Here is a 17403-nt window from a genome sequence, read left to right on the forward strand (position 1 = left end):
GGTGTACTAGTACGCATGGAAATGAGAGTAGCAAGCCTCGCTGCAAATCGCGGACTAGTACACTATGTACAACGTATGTAGTGTCCTGTACGTTGTACTCACCCTGTACGAGGAGAAGTGAGAACGACCATGAAGAACACGAACATCCTGATCTCCGGCGGCGGCGTCGCCGGTCCCGCGCTGGCCTACTGGCTACGGCGATACGGCTTCGACGCGACCGTGGTCGAGCGGGCGCCGGGCCCGCGCGCCGGTGGGTACGCGGTGGATTTCCGCGGCGAGTCGATGACCGTGCTGGAGCGGATGGGGATCCTCGACGAGGTCCGCAAGTTCAGCACCGGCATCCGGGACAGCGAGGTGGTCGACAGCTTGGGCCACCATGTCGTGACGATGCCGTCGGCGATCTTCGCCGGTGAGCTGGAGGTGCTGAAAAGCGACCTGTCCGACCTCCTCTACGACCAGACGAAGGGGGAAACCGAATACCTCTTCGACAACTCGATCAAAGCCGTCGCCGAGGACGAGGACGGCGTCCTGGTGAGTTTCGAACGGGGCGAGCCGCGCCGGTTCGACCTGGTGGTCGGCGCCGACGGGATGTACTCCAAGGTGCGATCCCTCGTGTTCGGTGACCACGCGGACTACATCCACCATCTCGGCCTCTATAACGCCATCTTCGCCACGGACAACTTCCTGAACCTCGACCACGAGGGCCGGGCCTGCCAACTCGGCAACGGAAAGTCGGCGAATGTGTTCAGTACCAGGAACAACGCCGAGGCCCGTGCCGCACTGTATTTCGCTTCGGAGCCGCTCGATTACGACCGGCGCGACATCGATGCGCAGAAGCGGCTCATCGCGGAGCGGTTCGCCGGTTCCGGGTGGGAGGTCCCGCGCCTGCTGCGGGAGCTGGCCGCGTCGTCGGACCTGTACCTCACGCCGGTCGGTCAAGTGCGGATGGACACCTGGTCGGCGGGCCGGGTGGTGCTGCTCGGGGACGCGTGCGCGTGTGCCTCGCCGTTGTCCGGTCGGGGCACCTCACAGGCGCTGATCGGCGCTTACGTCCTGGCCGGTGAACTGGCCACCGCCGCAGGCGATTATCGGGCCGCGTTCGCCGCCTACGAACAGGAACTGCGCGACTACGTGAAGATCAATCAGGAAGGTGCCCATGAAGTGGTCGGCATGCTCTTCGCCGAACCGCCCTCGCAGGAGTTCCTCGACGCCATGGCCGCCAACCCGCCGGAAGCCGACCCCGCATCCCTCACCCTGAAGAACTACTGACACTTGCGCCGGAGCGGCCCGCGGCCGAAGGATGGCTGGGTGAGTGCGGAGGCAGGCGAGCTGGTCGGGGCCGAGGAACGGGAACTGGTCGCGCGGGCCGTCGCGGGGGAGCGCGACGCGATCTCCGGGGTGGTGCGCCTGCTGCAGGATCCGCTGTATCGGCTCGCCCTGCGGATGGTGTGGCGGCCCGCCGAAGCCGAGGACGCGACGCAGGAGATTCTGCTGCGGGTGCTCGGCAACCTGAGCACCTGGCGGGCCGAGGCGAAGTTGCTGACCTGGGCTTACCGGATCGGCGTCAACTATCTGCTGAACCTCGGAAGACAGACGCCCCAGGAGGCGGCGCAGCTGAGCCTGGACGCCTTCCGGGATGGGCTGGCCGACGGGCTCGCGGAGGCTGATTATCGCGGCCCGGAAGCCACGTTGCTGGCCGACGAGGTCCGGCTCAGCTGTAGCCAGGCCATGTTGCAATGCCTGGCTCGCGACGAGCGCGTCGCCTTCGTCCTCGGCGACGTCTTCGAACTGAACTCCACCGACGCCGCCTGGATCCTCGACATCACCCCGGCCGCCTACCGAAAGCGCTTGGAGCGCACCAAGAAACGCCTCGGGTCCTTCCTGAACTCCACGTGCGGCCTGGCGAATCCGCAAGCCTTCTGCCGCTGCTCCCGCCGGGTGGACCAGGCCGTCGCCCTAGGTCGCGTAGACCCACGGAAACCCGTCTTCGCCCGTCATCCGGTCACCCCCGGCGGCCGCACCGTTGCGCGAGCCGAGCAACAGATGATCCAGTTGCACGACGCCGCCGCGATTTTCCGAGCGCACCCGGATTACGCTGCGCCACAAGCGAAGCTGGACGCGATCACCGAATTACTGTACTCCGGTCGCTTCTCGCTGTTGGACTGACCGGTGTCGAGGCCTCGGCCGCGGACTACCTGGTCGCGGGGCGGAGCAAAGCACCGCTCAGCACACCGCCCGCGGTGCGTGCGGTAACCATCACCCACGCGGCGACCAGCACTACATATAGGACGACGGCAGTGACGGCGAAAAGGTCTGCGCCCGTGTGGGTATAGAGCACGATGCTGCCGGTGACGCAGGTGCCGAGCGGGAAGGTGAAGCCCCACCAGGTCAGGTTGAAGCTCAATTCGCCTGCGCGGGCGGTCTTTACGGTGACGGCCAGGGCGAGCGCCAACCACAGCATGGCGAACCCCCAGGCGACGATGCCGAAGATGACCGAGAAGACCATGAAGCCCTTGGCATAGAGGTCGGGCAAGGCCGAGGGGGCGGCGTTGGCGAGCAGCCCTGCGGCGGTGATCGATTGACCGAGGGGACCGAGCACGATCCACAAGGTGGGAACTGTGCCCGCGGCCGGAGTCCCGTGATGAACCAGGCGCGACCAGATCATGGTGATGGTGACCAGGGCGGCGATCAGGCTGAGACCGAACATGGCGACACACAGCAGGATCATGGTCAGGCGCGGCTGGCCCGCGGGAGTGTGCGGGACGAGCAGCGCCCCCATCGCGGCCGAAACCATCGGCGGCACCACCGGCATCAGCCAGCCACCGAACGCGGCATCGGCGTCGACCCGGCGCCGAGTGAACATGCGGTAGGGGACTGCGAAGGCGGTCAGCAGACCGAGCGCGGTGCCCGCGGTCCACAGCACCCAGTCGATCGCCACCGCGGCGGACATCCCGATCACATCGCCGCCCAGCAGCAGGGTTCCGCCGCCGACGGTCAGCAATGCCATCGGCGGAGCGCCGAAGAACTGTGACATCACCGGATGATTGCGCTGGTCGCGAGCGGTATCGGGGAAACGCACCCAGTGCGCGACCCAGGCCACGCTCAATGCCACCAGCAGCGCGGCGGCCAGTGCCCACACGAGGGTCGCGGCGCCGCGTAGTCCGGTGAATTGCAGCGGCAGGGTGGCTGCGGCAGTGGCGACGATGCCGGTGCCCATCACCGCGGCGAACCAGTTGGGGCCGAGCTGGCGCAGCGAGCCGGACCGGCGGCCCTTGTGGTCGAGGTCGCCGACCAGACGCCGCGGGGCGGCGGGAGGGAAGGTCACGGTGGCGGTCATGTCTCCAGCCTCGCCCGCTGTCGCCGGGTCAGGTAGCTGGCCTGTTCCTATGCATGCATAGACTCGTTCTATGCCGCTGTCGCCGCGTGTCCCCGACCTGGCCGCGCTCGATCTGCTGCTCTCGGTCATCGAACTGGGCAGTCTCGGTCGCGCGGCGGCGGCGCACGGCATCAGCCAGCCCTCCGCGTCCTCTCGCATCCGCTACCTGGAAAAACTCGTCGGGGTTCCGGTGCTGGAACGCACCACGCTCGGTTCCCGCCCGACCCCCGCGGGATCGCTGATCGCGGAGTGGGCCCGCGGCGTAATTCACGCGGCGGAGCAACTCGATGCCGGGATCGACACCTTGCGCGCCGAGCGGCACTCGCACCTGCGGGTCGCGGCAAGCCAGACGATTGCCGAATACCTGTTCCCCGGCTGGCTCATGAAACTGCGCGCCACCGCACCGGACACCGCCATCGCGTTGGAGTCCGGCAACTCGGTCGAGGTCGCCCAGCAGGTCCTCGACAACAAGGCGGCCATCGGATTCATCGAAAGCCCGCAGCACTTCCGCGGTCTGGAGTCACACATCGTTACCGGCGACCGACTCGTCGTGGTGGTCGCGCCGACGCATCGGTGGGCGCGTCGCGGCTCGATAACGCTCGACGAACTCGCCGAAACCCCGCTGATCCAACGGGAACCCGGCTCCGGCACCCGAAACTGGTTCGAGCACGCGATCTCTCGCCGCATCCCCACCTGGACACCCGATGTCGCCCTCGAGCTGTCCTCCACCACCGCCATCAAGACCGCCGTAGCGTCAGGCGTCGGCCCGGCAGTCCTCAGTTCCCTGGCCGTAGCGGCTGAAATCGCCGCTGGCACTCTGGTATCGCCAACGATCACCGGCCTGGACCTGAACCGCACCCTGCGCGCCGTCTGGCCCACCGGCCACCGCCTGACCGGCCCCGCCCGCGACCTCTACACCATCGCGCGCCACTAGAAAACGGTGCGCACACCCTCTTTCGGTGAGCCAAAGGGTGCGCACCCCGGCGGGGTCGCACTCAGGGGTTGTCGGTGGGCTGGGCGGTGGGGGGAATGCCGGTGTCCAGGAAGCGGATCAGGCGATCGATGCGGGCGGTGTGGTCGACGCAGCGTTCCAAATGGTTGGCGAGCAGTGCGATGGTGATGGCGGCGGTGGTCGGCTGGCTCGGCGCGGCGGCGGCGAGGGCCGAATGTAGTTGCTTGTGCAGTACTTCCATCGCGTGCACGCCGGGATCCTGTTCACCGGGCGGTTCTTGGTGGCCGGTGGCGACGGCTCGGCCGCTGATCGCGGTACGGTCCGCCGCGAGCCTGCCCATGGCCGCGAGCACATCGAGAATCCCTTGCGGCGCAACATGTCCCGGATGGCTTTGATAGACCTGGTCGGCGACCCGGCTGACCAGTGCGCCGATGTGCGACAACTCGGTCGCGATCTGGATGGCGGTGACCACGTGCCGCAGGTCGCGGGCGACCGGCGCCTGCAACGCGAGCAGCACCACCGTCCTCGCCTCACACGCGCTGTACATCGTCTGTAGCTGCTCGTCGAGTGCGAACACCTCATAGGTGGCGGTGAGATCGGCGCCGACCAGCGCGTCGGTCACCCGCTCGGCCGCGTCATGGGTAAGCCGGCACATCAGCGTCAAGTCGTTGGTCAACGCGATTAGCTCTTGGGTGAACTGGGTCCGCACGGGCAAATTCTCGCCCATATCCGCGTGGTAGGGCACACTAATCCCCTCTTGGGGATGAATTGGCGGTGCATATGATGCCAACTCGACCCGGCGTGGCCGAGAATACGCCGGTGCAGCGGACCGCGACTGACAGGATTGTGGTGTGAAGCGCGATGTCTCGGCCCAGCTCGAGGTGGCGATCACCGCACCGACCACCCTCGAATTCCAGATCGCCGTCGCCCGGCAGGCGAGCCTGGACCTGACCGAGTCACTGGTGTTCGAGCTCGACGGCTGGGCCGTCACGCCATGGGAGATCCGCGGACCGCACGGCACCCGTATCCACAAATTCTCCGTCGGCCCAGGCATTTTGCGCGCGCACTACAGCGCGACCGTCCTCGGCGCCGCGACACCGGAACCCGCTTCCGACTACGACCGCGCACTGTATCTACGGCCGAGCCGGTTCGCCGAGTCGGACAAGCTGCTCGGCTTCGCCGCCACCGAATTCGGTTCCGGCACACCGGATGCCCGATTGGCGGCCAGGGTGACGGAATGGGTCGGCCGCCGCATCCGTTACGTCGCGGGCAGCAGCGACCCCATCGACGGTGCGGTGGAGACGCTGCTGTCCGGCGCCGGGGTGTGCCGCGACTTCGCCCATCTGGTGGTGGCGCTGCTGCGCGCGGTCAAGGTGCCCGCGCGGGTGGTGTCGGTGTACGCGCCGGGTTGTGCGCCGATGGACTTCCATGCGGTCGCCGAGGCCTACATCGACGGTGGCTGGCGGGCACTCGACGCCACCGGCCTCGCCCCACGCTGCACGCTGGTCCGGATCGCCACCGGCCGGGACGCCTCGGATGTCGCGTTCCTGGACAACCACGGCGGTGAAATCACCGTCAAGAGTTTGCAAGTCACCGCCACCGTCGACGGCTACCTGCCGTTCGACGACAACATCGCCCCGATCTCGATCTGCTGACCACGATCAGGAGATGTTCTTCAGGAACGACACCGCGTTCGCGCTGCCCGCTACCACGATGTCGAGCTTGCCGTCCTCGTCGAAGTCGGCGACCACCGGCGTCTGCGGTGCCGAGGTGACGTCGAAATCGCCGGTCTTGCTGATGCTTCCGCCCTCGCCGGTGAAGATCACCATCTTCGAGTTCAGCACCGCCGACATCGCGGCGTCCAGCTTGCCGTCCTTGTTGAAGTCGCCGGGGGCGATGCTGGTCGGGCCGAGACCGGACAGGTTCACCCGGTCGGTCTTCTTGAATCCGCCCTGTCCGTCGGAGAGCAGCAAGGTGGTGCTGAAGGAGAACGAGTCGGCGGTGATCACGTCATCGATTCCGTCGCCGTCGAAGTCGCCCGCGCGCACGTCCTCGGTGATCAGGCCGGATGTGCTCGCGCCGCGCCGGGTGAAGCTGCCGTCTCCGTTGCCGGTGAAGACGTGCACCTGTTGCAGCGCGTCGTTGTTCACCGCGATATCGAGTTTGTTGTCCGAGTTGAACTTTCCGACCGTGAACGCGGCGGCGACACCCGGAATATGGCTGACCGACCCGTCATCGAGCGTTCCGTCACCCTTGCCGAGCCAGGTCTTCACACCGGTGGGTACCAGGCTGAGCACGTCGGCCTTGCCGTCACCGTTGACGTCGGCGACGATCGCTTCCTGTTGCGCGCCTTCGAGTGTCGGGTATTTCACGGCCGGGCGGAAGGTGCCGTCGCCATTGTTCAGGAAGGTCGCCAGCGTGGTCCACGCCTGCGCGACGACATCGGGTTTGCCGTCACCGTTCAGGTCGCCGACGCCCACCGCGCCGTAACCGTTGCCCGCATCACCGACCCTGGTGCCGGTGTTGAACCGGCCGTCCCCTTTACCGGTCATCAGAATCGGCCCCACCCCTTGGAAATCGGCCGAGACGATATCGGCCTTGCCGTCACCGTTGAAGTCGGCGGTGACGGTGCCGATCGCGGACGGGCCGGGCCCCCACGAGGGAAACTGGCCGCCGGACGGCGAATCCACCTTCGGTGCGAAGTTGATCGGGGCCGCGGCGTGCGCAGTGGCGGGGGCGATCAGGCCGGAACCGATCAGGGAGAACGCCGCGGCGGTCGCGGCGAGAACCAGGCCGCGCGGACGGAGGGGCGATGCGTGCATGACTTGTCCTGGTGTGCTCAGTGGTAGTGCAGGGGACCGGACTGTATGACGCGGGTCACACGAAGGCCGCGGTATTGCGGGCAATTCGTCGAATTGCCCAGCGCGGCGGTATTCGCTTCTGGCACTGTGCCAACGGCTTTTCGGCATCGCGCTTCGGATTCGCTCGTACCTGATGGCACTGTGCCTATGTCAACCGCGGCCTATGTCAACCGCGGCCTATGTCAACCGCGGCCTATGTCAACCGCGACATGAAGGTCGCGTATCGCACAGTCATCATCGGGCGGCTATACCTTCGGTTGAAACCTCATGTGCTGCGCCATCAATGAAGTCGGCCCTCGCTGACTCGCGCGGTGAATCGCCCCCGGTGCTAACGTCGCCGCATGTCGAGTATGGGCGATATTCAACATCGCGTGGTGACGACGCTGCAACGCCGCGTCGTCAATCCGATGCAGCGCAAGCTGCCCGGGCAGCAACTGCTGGAGACCGTCGGCCGGGTGAGCGGGCAGCCGCGCAGCACGCCGATCGGCGGCCGCTTGGTCGGCAACCAGTTCTGGCTGGTCTCCGAATTCGGTGACCGCTCCCAGTACATCCGAAACATCAAGGCGAACAACCGCGTTCGGTTGCGTCTGCGCGGCCGCTGGCACACCGGCACCGCGCACCTGCTGCCCGAGGACGACGCGCGCGCCCGGTTGCGTGAGCTGCCGCGCGGCAACAGCGCGGTGGTCCGGCTGGTCGGCACCGATCTGCTCACCGTCCGCATCGACCTGGACGACTAACCGAACACTCGAACAGCGCGCTGACCTGGATGCGGAGCGTTAGCTGCAACTATGGATCCCATGATCCGTGTGTTGACCAACCGCTGGACCGTGCTCGTTCCGCTCCTCGCCGCCCTCGCGCTGGCCGTTACCTGGGGGCGAAGTCTGTCCGGGGTGGCGGTGGTCGTGGTCGCCGCGGCGCTGATCGGCGCGGTGCTCGCGGCGGTCTACCACGCGGAGGTGGTCGCGCACCGGGTCGGCGAGCCGTTCGGGTCGCTGGTGCTCGCGGTCGCGGTGACCGTCATCGAGGTCGCGCTCATCGTCACGCTGATGATCTCCGGCGGCGAGAAGGCCGCCTCGCTGGCCCGGGACACCGTCTTCGCCGCCGTCATGATCACCTGCAACGGCATCTTCGGCCTGTCCCTGCTGGTCGGCGCGCTGCGCAGGCGGGTCGCGGTATTCAACGCCGAGGGCACCGGCGCCGCCCTGGCCACCGTCGCGACGCTGGCCACGCTGAGCCTGGTGCTGCCGACCTTCACCACCAGCCAGTCCGGACCGGAGTTCTCCGCCGGGCAGCTGGCCTTCGCCGCGGTTGCCTCGCTGGCGCTGTACGGGCTGTTCGTGATGGTGCAGACGGTGCGTCATCCGGACGACTTCCTGCCCGTCGAAGGCGACGGCGTGGTGACCGACGACGACGAGCACGACGCCCCGCCCACCACTAGGGCCGCGCTCATCAGCCTCGCGCTGCTGTTTGTAGCGCTGGTGTGCGTGGTGGGGCTGGCCAAGGTGGTCTCCCCGTCCATCGAATCGGCTGTCGCGTCCGCGGGCCTGCCGCCGTCCGCCGTCGGCGTGGTGATCGCCTTGCTCGTGCTGCTGCCGGAGACTCTCGCCGCGGTCCGCGCCGCCCGCCGCGACCGCGTGCAGATCAGCCTCAACCTCGCGCTCGGCTCGGCCATGGCCAGCATCGGTCTGACCATTCCGGCGATCGCGGTGGCCACCATCTGGCTGGAGGGCCCGCTGGTCCTCGGCCTCGGCGCCACGCAGATGGTGTTGCTGGCGCTCACGATCGTGGTCGGCGTCCTCACGGTCGTCCCCGGCCGGGCGACGCTCTTGCAGGGCGGTGTCCATCTGGCCCTGTTCTCGGCCTTTGTGTTCCTCGCCGCCAGCCCCTAGGGAGCACGTGCGGGCGACGCCCAGCCGTCGGTGTGCTGACTGTTGTCCCTGGGCGGGCCACCGTGCTGTGGGACCGCGGTCCAGCTTGTCCTATTTGCCTATTACGTCCTTCCGTAATCGGCTCGTGATCTTGCTCGGGGTTAGCCAAACGACGTGACACAAAACACATTGATAGCAAATATGCGCTGATAACCCGTTGCAGAACGGCGAATTACTTCCATTCTGTGCTTTTGACCGGCCCGTGAAGCTAGTCATCAGCAAGCGAATAGGAGGCGATGCTCACACCGTGATCAGCTTTACTGTTACCAATGGTCACCGATAGCTTCATGGTGGCAGTGACGCCCATCATGGAGAGAACCACTTTGAAACCTGAGACACACCGGCCTGGTTGGGGCCAAGCGTGGCGTCTGTGACCCGGGCTCGCTCCAGCGCCGCCGTCCGTATCGTCCGCAAGAACTTCTCCGAGACCGTCGTCTCGTCATTGCGGACCTTCGGTCGAGCCGTGGACATCGCGCGCGAATCGGTGACCGGTACGGCCACCGGGATCGCGCGCGGCCAATTCCAGTGGCGGGAAGCGGTCACGCAGGCCTGGCGATTGGTGACCGTCACGGCGATCCCCGCGATCCTCATCGCGATCCCGTTCGGCGTCATCGTCTCGATCCAGGTCGGCAACCTCATCCACACCCTCGGCGCGGACTCGCTGCTCGGCGCGACCGGCGGCCTCGGCGTGATCAAGCAGGGCGCCCCGCTGGCCACCGGCTTCCTTCTCGGCGGCGCCGGCGCCGCCGCCATCGCCGCCGACCTGGGCGCACGCACGATCCGCGAGGAGATCGACGCGCTCAACACCATGGGCATCAGTCCGATTCCGCGCCTGGTGATTCCGCGACTGGTCGCGATGATCTTCGTGGCGCCGCTGCTGAACATCCTGATCATCTTCGTCGGCATCGTCGCGGGCTACGCGGTCGCGGTCGGCGGTCAGAACGTCACCCCGGGCAGCTACTGGGCCACCTTCGGTTCCTTCACCACCGTCGCCGACGTGTGGGTGTCACTGCTCAAGGCCGCCCTGTTCGGCTTCCTGGTGGTGGTCATCGCCTGCCAGCGCGGGCTGGAGGCCAAGGGTGGACCGCGCGGTGTGGCCGACGCGGTGAACGCGGCAGTGGTGCTGTCGGTCGTGTCGATCGCGGTCGTCAACCTCGGCGTCACCCAGGTTGTCGAGATGTTCCTGCCGACCAGGTTGGTGTGACGTGGCTGCTTCGACCTACGTGCCCAAGGGCTTGGGCTGGATCTCCCGCTTCTACCAGCGCCGCGGCCTGATCCTGGTCCGGTTCGAGTCGCTGGGCTTCGTGCTGGCCTTCGTCTGGCAGGTGCTCTCGTCGATTCCGTTGACGATCAAGCATTATCGCGACGAGACGATGCGCATCATCTCCGATATGACCTGGGGCCGCGGCTCGGTCATCGTCGGCGGCGGCACGGTCCCGATGATGATGGTGCTCGGCCTGGTCATGGGCGCCTCGGTCGCCGTCGAATCGTTCACCATGCTGAACATCCTCGGCATGGGCCCGGTCACCGGCATCGTCTCCGCCTACGCGACCACCCGCGAGCTAGCGCCCATTGCCGCGGCCATCGGCTTCGCCGCGCAGGCGGGGTGCCGGATCACCGCCGAGATCGGTTCCATGCGCATCTCCGAGGAGATCGACGCACTAGAGGCGATGGGTGTGCGTTCGGTGCCCTTCGTCGTGACCACCCGGGTGATCGCCGGCGCGATCTCGATCGTGCCGACCTTCCTGATCGGCCTGATCCTGGCGTACCTGTCCTGCCGCGGGCTGATCACGCTGGTGCACGGCCAATCCGCGGGCGTGTACGACCACTACTTCTTCCAATTCGTGGCCGGATTCGACGTGATCGCCGCGGTGATCAAGGTGGCCATCTTCGCCACCGTCGTGATCCTCATCCACAGCTACTACGGCTTCTTCGCCACCGGCGGGCCCGAGGGGGTCGGCATTGCCTCCGGCCGTGCGGTGCGTGCCTCGTCGGTGGCGATCGTTGCCATCGACATGGTGCTCACCATCGTGCTGTGGGGCTTCCACGCGACGATCAGTTTCACGGGATAATGGCGATGCCGAAGTACGGATTGCCCGGAGTGGCAGTAGACAAGCAGCGATCCCGGCTCGTCGGCCTGATCGCGGTCGGACTCATCGCGGCGGTGGTCGCGACCATCGCGCTGCAACGGGAACTGCGCTCCGATGACGGGCTGCACATCGCGATGCACACCGAACAGATCGGCGACGGCATCGTCACGGGCACCCCGGTGCGGGTGGACGGCGTGCAGGTCGGCACGGTCACCGAGATCGACCCGGCCGAGCGGGGAACCCAGCGAATCACCTTGCGGCTGGATCCTGCTCAGCTGCACGGCATCGACGACAGCCTACGAGTCGACTACGCCCCGGCGAACCTCTTCGGTATCAGCGAGATCGAGTTGCGCCGTGGTTCCGGCGGTTCGGCTCTGCGCGACAACAGCGTGATCGACCTGACCGGCGATAATTCCGCCGCGATCTTCGACGCCACCATGGGCAGCATGCTGCGCAACCTCTCGCAGAGCGGCGACTCGGTGCTGACCCCGCAGATGGCGACAGTGATCAGCCAGGTTTCCCACGACATGAAGGCGTTCACCCCACTGGCGCAGGCGATTATCCAGGCGGCCCAGATCGTCACCGACAACCAGCGGATGCCACTCTCCGAACTGGCCGCCCGGCTGGGGCCCGCGTTCTACGGCGCAGGCGATTTCGCCGGCGCCAACGAGGTGATGGTGGACATGCTCCGCAATATCCCACGGCTGCAGTCGAATCGGGAATCCTTCGACGCCGGCGTGCGGATGCACACCGACACGCTGCTGCCGGGCATCGCCGACCTCGGCAACGCACTCGGCGGCGATCTGTCCGGGGTCACCGACATGCTCGCGCCGGTGCTGACGCTGCTCGCGCAGATGGTGCCGCAACCGCGCCAGTCGGGCGCCGAACTGACCGAGTTGCTGCGCCGCCTGCGCGCGGCCATGCCGGACACCCCGAACGGGCCGGTGTTGAACGCCGAGATCGATCTGACCGGAATGCCCGTGCTGGCACCGTTAGTGGCGGGTGTCCGATGACGGTGCGCGCCGCAGCCTGGCGGCTGGGATTGTTCGCCGTGGTGATGATCGTCGTGCTCGGCATCGTCTGCACGGCGATCAAGCGACCGGTGTCGGGACCTACCGAACAGCACTCCGCGCTGTTCACCGACGCCAATGGCCTGAAGGTCGGCGACGACGTGCGCATGTACGGCGTGCAGGTCGGCAAGGTCGACGGTATCGAGCTCGACGGGGTGCAGGCGCGAGTTCGGTTGTCGCTGAAGACCGATGCGTCGATCTACGACAACTCGAAACTGGCCATCCGCTACCAAAACCTCACCGGCCAGCGCTATATCGACCTGCAGCAGCAGCCGCAGCCCGGCAAGCGCATCCCGGGCGGCGCCACGGTCGGCACCGAGCACACCGTACCGTCGTTCGATGTGACCAGCATGTTCAACGGCCTGAAGCCGGTGCTGGCCACCATCTCCCCCGAGGAGATCAACCAGTTCAGCGCGAGCATGGTCGCCCTCATCGAGGGCGACGGCAACGGTATCGGACCCGCGCTGGCGGCGATCGACAAACTCGCGGCGCACGTCAAGGACCGGCAGGTGGTGATCGACAAGGTGCTGCAGAACCTGTCCGACCTGCAAGAAACGGCCGGCGGGAAGGTTCACTACATGGTGCCCCTGCTGGCCCGGCTGGCCGACATCTTCTCCGGCCTGCAGTCCAATATGGCGGGGTTGGCCCAGTTCGCCGCGGCCGCGCCCTCGGTGCTCGGCCCGCTGGAAAACCTGTTCAACGCTCTCGGGCTGCAGAGCCCCGACGATGTGGACGCGTTGATCCACCAGATCTTCCCCGACCCGCAGCAGGCCCTCGAGGTGTTCGACAAGCTGCCCGGATTGCTGGCGGGCTTCGACGCGGCGATCCCCAAATCGGCTGTGGCGGGCTGGAAGCCGCAGTGTTCCAAGGGGCAGGCGGACTTGCCACAGGTGCTCGGCGTACTCATCGCGGGACAGCAGGTGGCGGTATGCGCTGGGTGAGTGGGATGTTCGCCGATCGCCGTGTCGTCGGCGAGCAGGAGAAGAAGCGGCGCGAAATCCGGCTCGGCATCGCCGGCGTCGTGCTGATCGCGGTGCTGGCCGTCGCGGCGGGCGTGCTGTACGTCGTCCCGATCGGCAAGCAGACCTACAGCGCCGATCTGGCGGAGGCCCAGTCGGTGCAGGCCGGTGACGACATCCGCGTCGCCGGGATCAGCGTCGGCACGGTGAAATCGCTGGAGCTGAAACCGGATCGGGTGGTCATGCGCTTCACCGTCGACTCCAACGTGTTCGTCGGCGACCAGTCCACGCTGGATATCCGCATGCTCACCGTGGTCGGCGGCAATTATGTGGCGCTGTTCCCCTCGGGCGCGACACCGTTGGGCGACAAGCACATTCCGCTGGATCGGGTGCGGTTGCCGTACAGCCTGGTGCAGACCTTCCAGGACGCGGCCGAGCCGCTGCGCAAGATCGACGGAGACACGTTGCGGCGCAACCTGGCCGCGCTCGGCACCTCGGTCGCGGAGGCGCCGGACACGCTGCGCACCACCCTCGACAGCCTCAACAGCTTCGTCGACGACCTCAATCGCCAGCACACGATGATTTCCAAGGCGATCGCCAACGCCGATGAGTACGTGACCATGTACGACGGCGCGAAGGGTTCGCTGGGCCGGCTGGTGCAGGCGACCAACCTGATGGAGGACCTGGTCCTGAGCAAGCGTGCCGAGCTGCGCGAGGGTCTGCGGCTGCTGAATGCCGTGATCAGCAAGGCCGCGGCGATCGCGCCGACCTACGCGGAGCTGAAGCCGAAGCTACAGCCGCTGTTCGACGCCGTGCCGCGGCTGACGGAACTGCTCGACAAGCTGGACCCGGTCGTCGCCTCGGTGCAGGACCTGCAGCAGAAGCTGTCGGCGATGGCCATTCCCGACGGTGGCGTGACGATCGACCAGTCCGGTCAGACCATCACCGCGCCACCGAACGCGATCGCGCGGGTGTGCGTGCCGCTGCCCGGGAGGGACTGCTGATGCTGTACAAGATCCTGGGCTCGCGGGCGTTCATGTCGGTGTCGGGTGCGCTCGTGGCGGTCGCCCTCGTCGTCGTCGGGTATTTCATCGCCTTCGATCCGATGAAGCAGACCCAGAGCTACTGCGCGATCATGCCCGACAGTGTCGGCCTGTACGTCGGCAATCAGGTGACCATGCGGGGCATTCCGGTGGGCACCGTGACTTCCATTGCCCCGCAGGGCAAGTCGGTGAAGGTCGAATTCGACGTCGAAGCCGACAAGCCGGTCTACGCCGACGCGGGCGCCACCACGCTGGCCGACAGCATCGTCGCGGCCCGCGAACTCGCCGTGGTTTCCGCGGGCAAGGACACCGCGCGCTGGAACGCCGCGCAGTGCATCACCAAGACGCTGACGCCCAAGAGCGTCTCCGAGACGCTGAACGCGGTCGCGCAGCTGTCCGCGCAGATCTCGGGTCCGGACGCCAAAACCCCGGACGCCCTCGCCCAGGGCTTGTCGCAGCTCAACGCGGCGACCGCGGGAACCGGGCCGCAGATCAACGACATCATCAAAAAGCTGAGCGGGGCGATGGCCTCGCCCGATGCCGACATCGGCCATCTGGTCGGCGTTTTCGACGCCTTCGCCTCGGTCGGTAAGAAGGTCGAGGAGCACTGGGGCGACATCGAATCGATGTTCCGCCGGTTGGCGCCGGTGCTCAGTGCGTCGCGGACCGATCTCCTGGAGCCCGGTGCGCAGGTGATCGACGGACTCGCGCAACTGCTTCCGGTGCTCAACGACCTCACCACGGCCTTCGGCGATCCGATCATGAAGGCCCTCGATTTCACCGTGCCGCTGGTGAAATTCCTGCGTGCCCGGGTCGGATCGCTGGCCCAGGTCGTGTCCATGATGCCGGTGCTGACCGACGCCCTCCGGTCGGTGGGGCAGTCCGGGATCACCTATGCCGCACCGAAGGTCGCGATCCCGCAGCAGCAGGCCGACCAGGTGTGCGCGGTGGTGAACGCGCTGGCGCCCGGTCGCTGTGACGCGGCGGCGGGTATGGCGAAGGTCGATATGGCGGCCCTGGTGTTCGGATTGGCAGGCGTGCGATGAGGATCAATCGGGACGAGACCGGACGGCTGGTCGTCACGCTGGACCGGGCGCGTAGCGAGAAGGGTTGCCGCGGTGGCCGTTTCGTCGCCGGGCTCGCGGTGGCGCTGGCGGTCGCGGTGCCCGCTGCGGGCTGCTCGTTCGACCCGTCCTCGGTTCCGGTGCCCGGCTCCGAGGTTTCCGGCGACACCTACGACATCCACATCCAGTTCGCCAACGTGCTGAACCTGCCCGCGCGGGCCAAGATCATGGCCAACGGCGCCCAGATCGGCACGGTTTCCGGTGTGTCGGTAGTTGATTCGGCCAAGACCGGCGGTCGCGGCGGCTACGTGGTGGTCGACGCCAGGATCTCGACATCGGCGCGGCTGCCCGCCGACACGCTCGCCGAACTGCGGCAGAACACGGTGCTCGGCGACATCCACCTCGCGCTGCTCACCCCGCCGGACGGCTTCGGCAAGCTGCTGCCCGAAGGCGGCACGATCCCGCTGGCGCAGACGAAACCGCCGGTGCAGCTGGAGGACACGATGGCCGCACTGGCCACGTTCACCCAGGGCGGGGCGGTGCAGAAGGTGCAGGACACCATCGAGCAACTCAACGATGTGCTCCCCGCGGATCCCGCACGAACCGCGCAGATCGGCAAGACCCTGGCCGACGACGCCGTGGATCTGGGCAACCACCTGGACGAGCTCGATTCGCTGCTCGACGGCATCGACAACAACACCAATGTGCTGCACGGCATCCGGCCGGTGCTCGCCGACCTGCTGACCCAGGAATCGGTCGACCAGATGACCGGCATCGCGCCGTCCATTGTCGGCGTGACCAAGATCTTCAGCGTGCTCGGCCCGATCGGCACCTCGCTCACCTGGCTCGGCCCGCTGCTGAACAGCGCGGACGGCACCGTGCAGGCGTACCTGCCGCTGTTGGCGTCGGCCCGGCCATTGGATCTGAGCCAGCCGTCGAATCTGCAGGCGCTGATCTCGCTGGTCCGCGACAAGATCATTCCGTTCGCGGAGCACGGGCCCAAGGTGAATATCACCGGCGTGAAAACCGATGCCCCCGTGCCGATTCAGGACCAGACGGACCGGATCATCCAGACCCTACGCATGATCGGAGTCGTCCGATGAAGCTCGGCCCGCTCGCCTCACTGGGCGGTATCGCCGCCATCACCGTGCTCGGCGCGGGATATCTCACGTTCGCAGTGGTGCAAGCGGATCCGCTGGCCGACTACACCCACGCCACCATGGTGCTGACCAACTCGGGTGGACTCGCCGTCGGATCGCCGGTGTTGCTCACCGGGATCGAGGTGGGCCGCGTCAGCTCGGTGAGCAATAGCGCGGGCGGCGTCGAGGTCGGGCTGAAGCTGGCCGCAGACCGGCGGGTGCCCACCGACAGCACGGTCACCATCGAGCATCTGTCCGCACTCGGCGAGCCCTACGTCGAGTTCAAGCCGAATTCCGGCGACGGACCGTACGTGCGCGACGGGCAACAGCTGAAGACCGCGAATGTGCGGATGCCGCTGTCGATTCCGGAGGTCGCCCGGCTCGCCACCAAGACGTTGAACCAGCTCGATCCGAAGGTGGTCGGCTCGCTGGTGGACACGGCCGAGAAGTCGCTGGCCGATACCGACGGCGCGATCCCGAATCTGGCGCGCTCGGGTGATCTGCTCGCGGCGGCCATCATGAGCCGGAACCCGCAGATCGCCTCGCTGCTCAACAGCTTCCAGAACACGGCGACCAACATGGACTGGGTAGGTCCGTCCTTCAGCGCCGCCGCGCCCGAATGGGTCGAGTTCACCCAGGCGCTGAGCGAGTTGGTGGCCCATGTCGGCCGCATGGTCGACAGCCAGCCGATCGACGAGTACACGACGGGAAACGGGGTGGCCCCGTTCACCGCGAAGACCGTCGACAGGTTGCGTGAGCTGCAACCAGAGCTGAGTTCGCTGGCCCCGGCGCTGCGGCCGCTGGTCGACGCGATCGTCTCGGCCGCGCCGCGCATCGATATTTCCGACCTGATCTCCCAGGCTCTCGCCGACGTCGACGCCGATGGCGCCGTCAAGGTGCGGGTCGCCGTCAAATAGAAAG

Annotated in this window: 17 protein-coding genes; 14 read left to right on the top strand and 3 right to left on the bottom strand. The window is 67.0% G+C overall.

Going from position 1 to position 17403, the window contains the following annotated elements; genetic code table 11:
* Positions 1-129 precede the first annotated feature (129 nt).
* Positions 130-1269 (top strand): FAD-dependent monooxygenase, encoded by a 1140-nt coding sequence (locus ACFK0J_RS07630; RefSeq protein ID WP_378737828.1) that lies wholly within the window; start codon positions 130-132, stop codon positions 1267-1269.
* Between the two features lie 39 nt (positions 1270-1308).
* The gene (locus ACFK0J_RS07635; protein WP_378737830.1) at positions 1309-2166 is read left to right on the top strand and encodes an RNA polymerase sigma factor; all 858 of its coding nucleotides are present in this window, start codon (positions 1309-1311) and stop codon (positions 2164-2166) included.
* A 25-nt stretch (positions 2167-2191) separates the two neighbouring features.
* Here ACFK0J_RS07635 and ACFK0J_RS07640 read toward each other — a convergent pair whose 3' ends face one another.
* Positions 2192-3337 (bottom strand): TDT family transporter, encoded by a 1146-nt coding sequence (locus ACFK0J_RS07640; RefSeq protein WP_378737832.1) that lies wholly within the window; start codon positions 3335-3337, stop codon positions 2192-2194.
* Between the two features lie 70 nt (positions 3338-3407).
* On the opposite strand from ACFK0J_RS07640, the gene ACFK0J_RS07645 reads away from it, so the two are divergent.
* Entirely contained in the window at positions 3408-4310 is a 903-nt protein-coding gene (locus tag ACFK0J_RS07645) for a LysR family transcriptional regulator (protein WP_378737834.1), read from the top strand.
* 61 nt (positions 4311-4371) lie between these two features.
* On the opposite strand, the gene ACFK0J_RS07650 is transcribed toward ACFK0J_RS07645, so the two are convergent.
* Positions 4372-5055, bottom strand: a complete 684-nt coding sequence (locus tag ACFK0J_RS07650) for a phosphate uptake regulator PhoU (protein WP_378737836.1) — start codon at positions 5053-5055, stop codon at positions 4372-4374.
* A 124-nt stretch (positions 5056-5179) separates the two neighbouring features.
* Here ACFK0J_RS07650 and ACFK0J_RS07655 point away from each other — a divergent pair, with 124 nt between their 5' ends.
* Positions 5180-5983, top strand: coding sequence for a transglutaminase family protein (locus ACFK0J_RS07655; protein ID WP_378737837.1), 804 nt, complete (start codon positions 5180-5182; stop codon positions 5981-5983).
* Between the two features lie 6 nt (positions 5984-5989).
* On the opposite strand, the gene ACFK0J_RS07660 is transcribed toward ACFK0J_RS07655, so the two are convergent.
* Positions 5990-7150 (bottom strand): FG-GAP repeat domain-containing protein, encoded by a 1161-nt coding sequence (locus ACFK0J_RS07660; RefSeq protein ID WP_378737839.1) that lies wholly within the window; start codon positions 7148-7150, stop codon positions 5990-5992.
* Positions 7151-7530: 380 nt separating this feature from the next.
* Between ACFK0J_RS07660 and ACFK0J_RS07665 the strand changes: the two genes are divergently transcribed.
* From ACFK0J_RS07665 to ACFK0J_RS07710, 10 genes are all read left to right on the top strand, one after another.
* A complete protein-coding gene (locus ACFK0J_RS07665; RefSeq protein WP_378737841.1) occupies positions 7531-7926 on the top strand; it encodes a nitroreductase/quinone reductase family protein in 396 nt (131 codons plus the stop codon).
* Positions 7927-7986: 60 nt separating this feature from the next.
* Positions 7987-9078, top strand: a complete 1092-nt coding sequence (locus tag ACFK0J_RS07670) for a calcium:proton antiporter (protein ID WP_378737843.1) — start codon at positions 7987-7989, stop codon at positions 9076-9078.
* A 400-nt stretch (positions 9079-9478) separates the two neighbouring features.
* The gene (locus ACFK0J_RS07675) at positions 9479-10321 is read left to right on the top strand and encodes an ABC transporter permease (RefSeq protein ID WP_378737845.1); all 843 of its coding nucleotides are present in this window, start codon (positions 9479-9481) and stop codon (positions 10319-10321) included.
* A gap of 1 nt (position 10322) precedes the next feature.
* Complete coding sequence (locus tag ACFK0J_RS07680) at positions 10323-11189, top strand: ABC transporter permease (protein ID WP_378737847.1); 867 nt, start codon at positions 10323-10325, stop codon at positions 11187-11189.
* A gap of 29 nt (positions 11190-11218) precedes the next feature.
* Positions 11219-12220, top strand: coding sequence for an MlaD family protein (locus ACFK0J_RS07685; RefSeq protein WP_378737849.1), 1002 nt, complete (start codon positions 11219-11221; stop codon positions 12218-12220).
* Positions 12217-13218, top strand: a complete 1002-nt coding sequence (locus ACFK0J_RS07690) for an MCE family protein (protein ID WP_378737851.1) — start codon at positions 12217-12219, stop codon at positions 13216-13218. Before ACFK0J_RS07685 ends, ACFK0J_RS07690 begins: the two co-directional genes overlap by 4 nt.
* Positions 13206-14240 carry an MlaD family protein gene (locus tag ACFK0J_RS07695; protein ID WP_378737853.1) on the top strand — a complete coding sequence of 345 codons (1035 nt, stop codon included), beginning with the start codon at positions 13206-13208 and terminating at the stop codon, positions 14238-14240. Before ACFK0J_RS07690 ends, ACFK0J_RS07695 begins: the two co-directional genes overlap by 13 nt.
* The gene (locus ACFK0J_RS07700; RefSeq protein WP_378737855.1) at positions 14240-15325 is read left to right on the top strand and encodes an MlaD family protein; all 1086 of its coding nucleotides are present in this window, start codon (positions 14240-14242) and stop codon (positions 15323-15325) included. Before ACFK0J_RS07695 ends, ACFK0J_RS07700 begins: the two co-directional genes overlap by 1 nt.
* Complete coding sequence (locus ACFK0J_RS07705; protein WP_378737857.1) at positions 15322-16446, top strand: MlaD family protein; 1125 nt, start codon at positions 15322-15324, stop codon at positions 16444-16446. Before ACFK0J_RS07700 ends, ACFK0J_RS07705 begins: the two co-directional genes overlap by 4 nt.
* Positions 16443-17399: an MlaD family protein gene (locus tag ACFK0J_RS07710; protein WP_378737859.1), complete on the top strand. Its 957-nt coding sequence runs from the start codon at positions 16443-16445 to the stop codon at positions 17397-17399. Before ACFK0J_RS07705 ends, ACFK0J_RS07710 begins: the two co-directional genes overlap by 4 nt.
* The last annotated feature ends 4 nt before the right edge of the window (positions 17400-17403 follow it).

This window comes from Nocardia brasiliensis, assembly GCF_042691675.1.
GTDB lineage: Bacteria > Actinomycetota > Actinomycetes > Mycobacteriales > Mycobacteriaceae > Nocardia > Nocardia brasiliensis_D.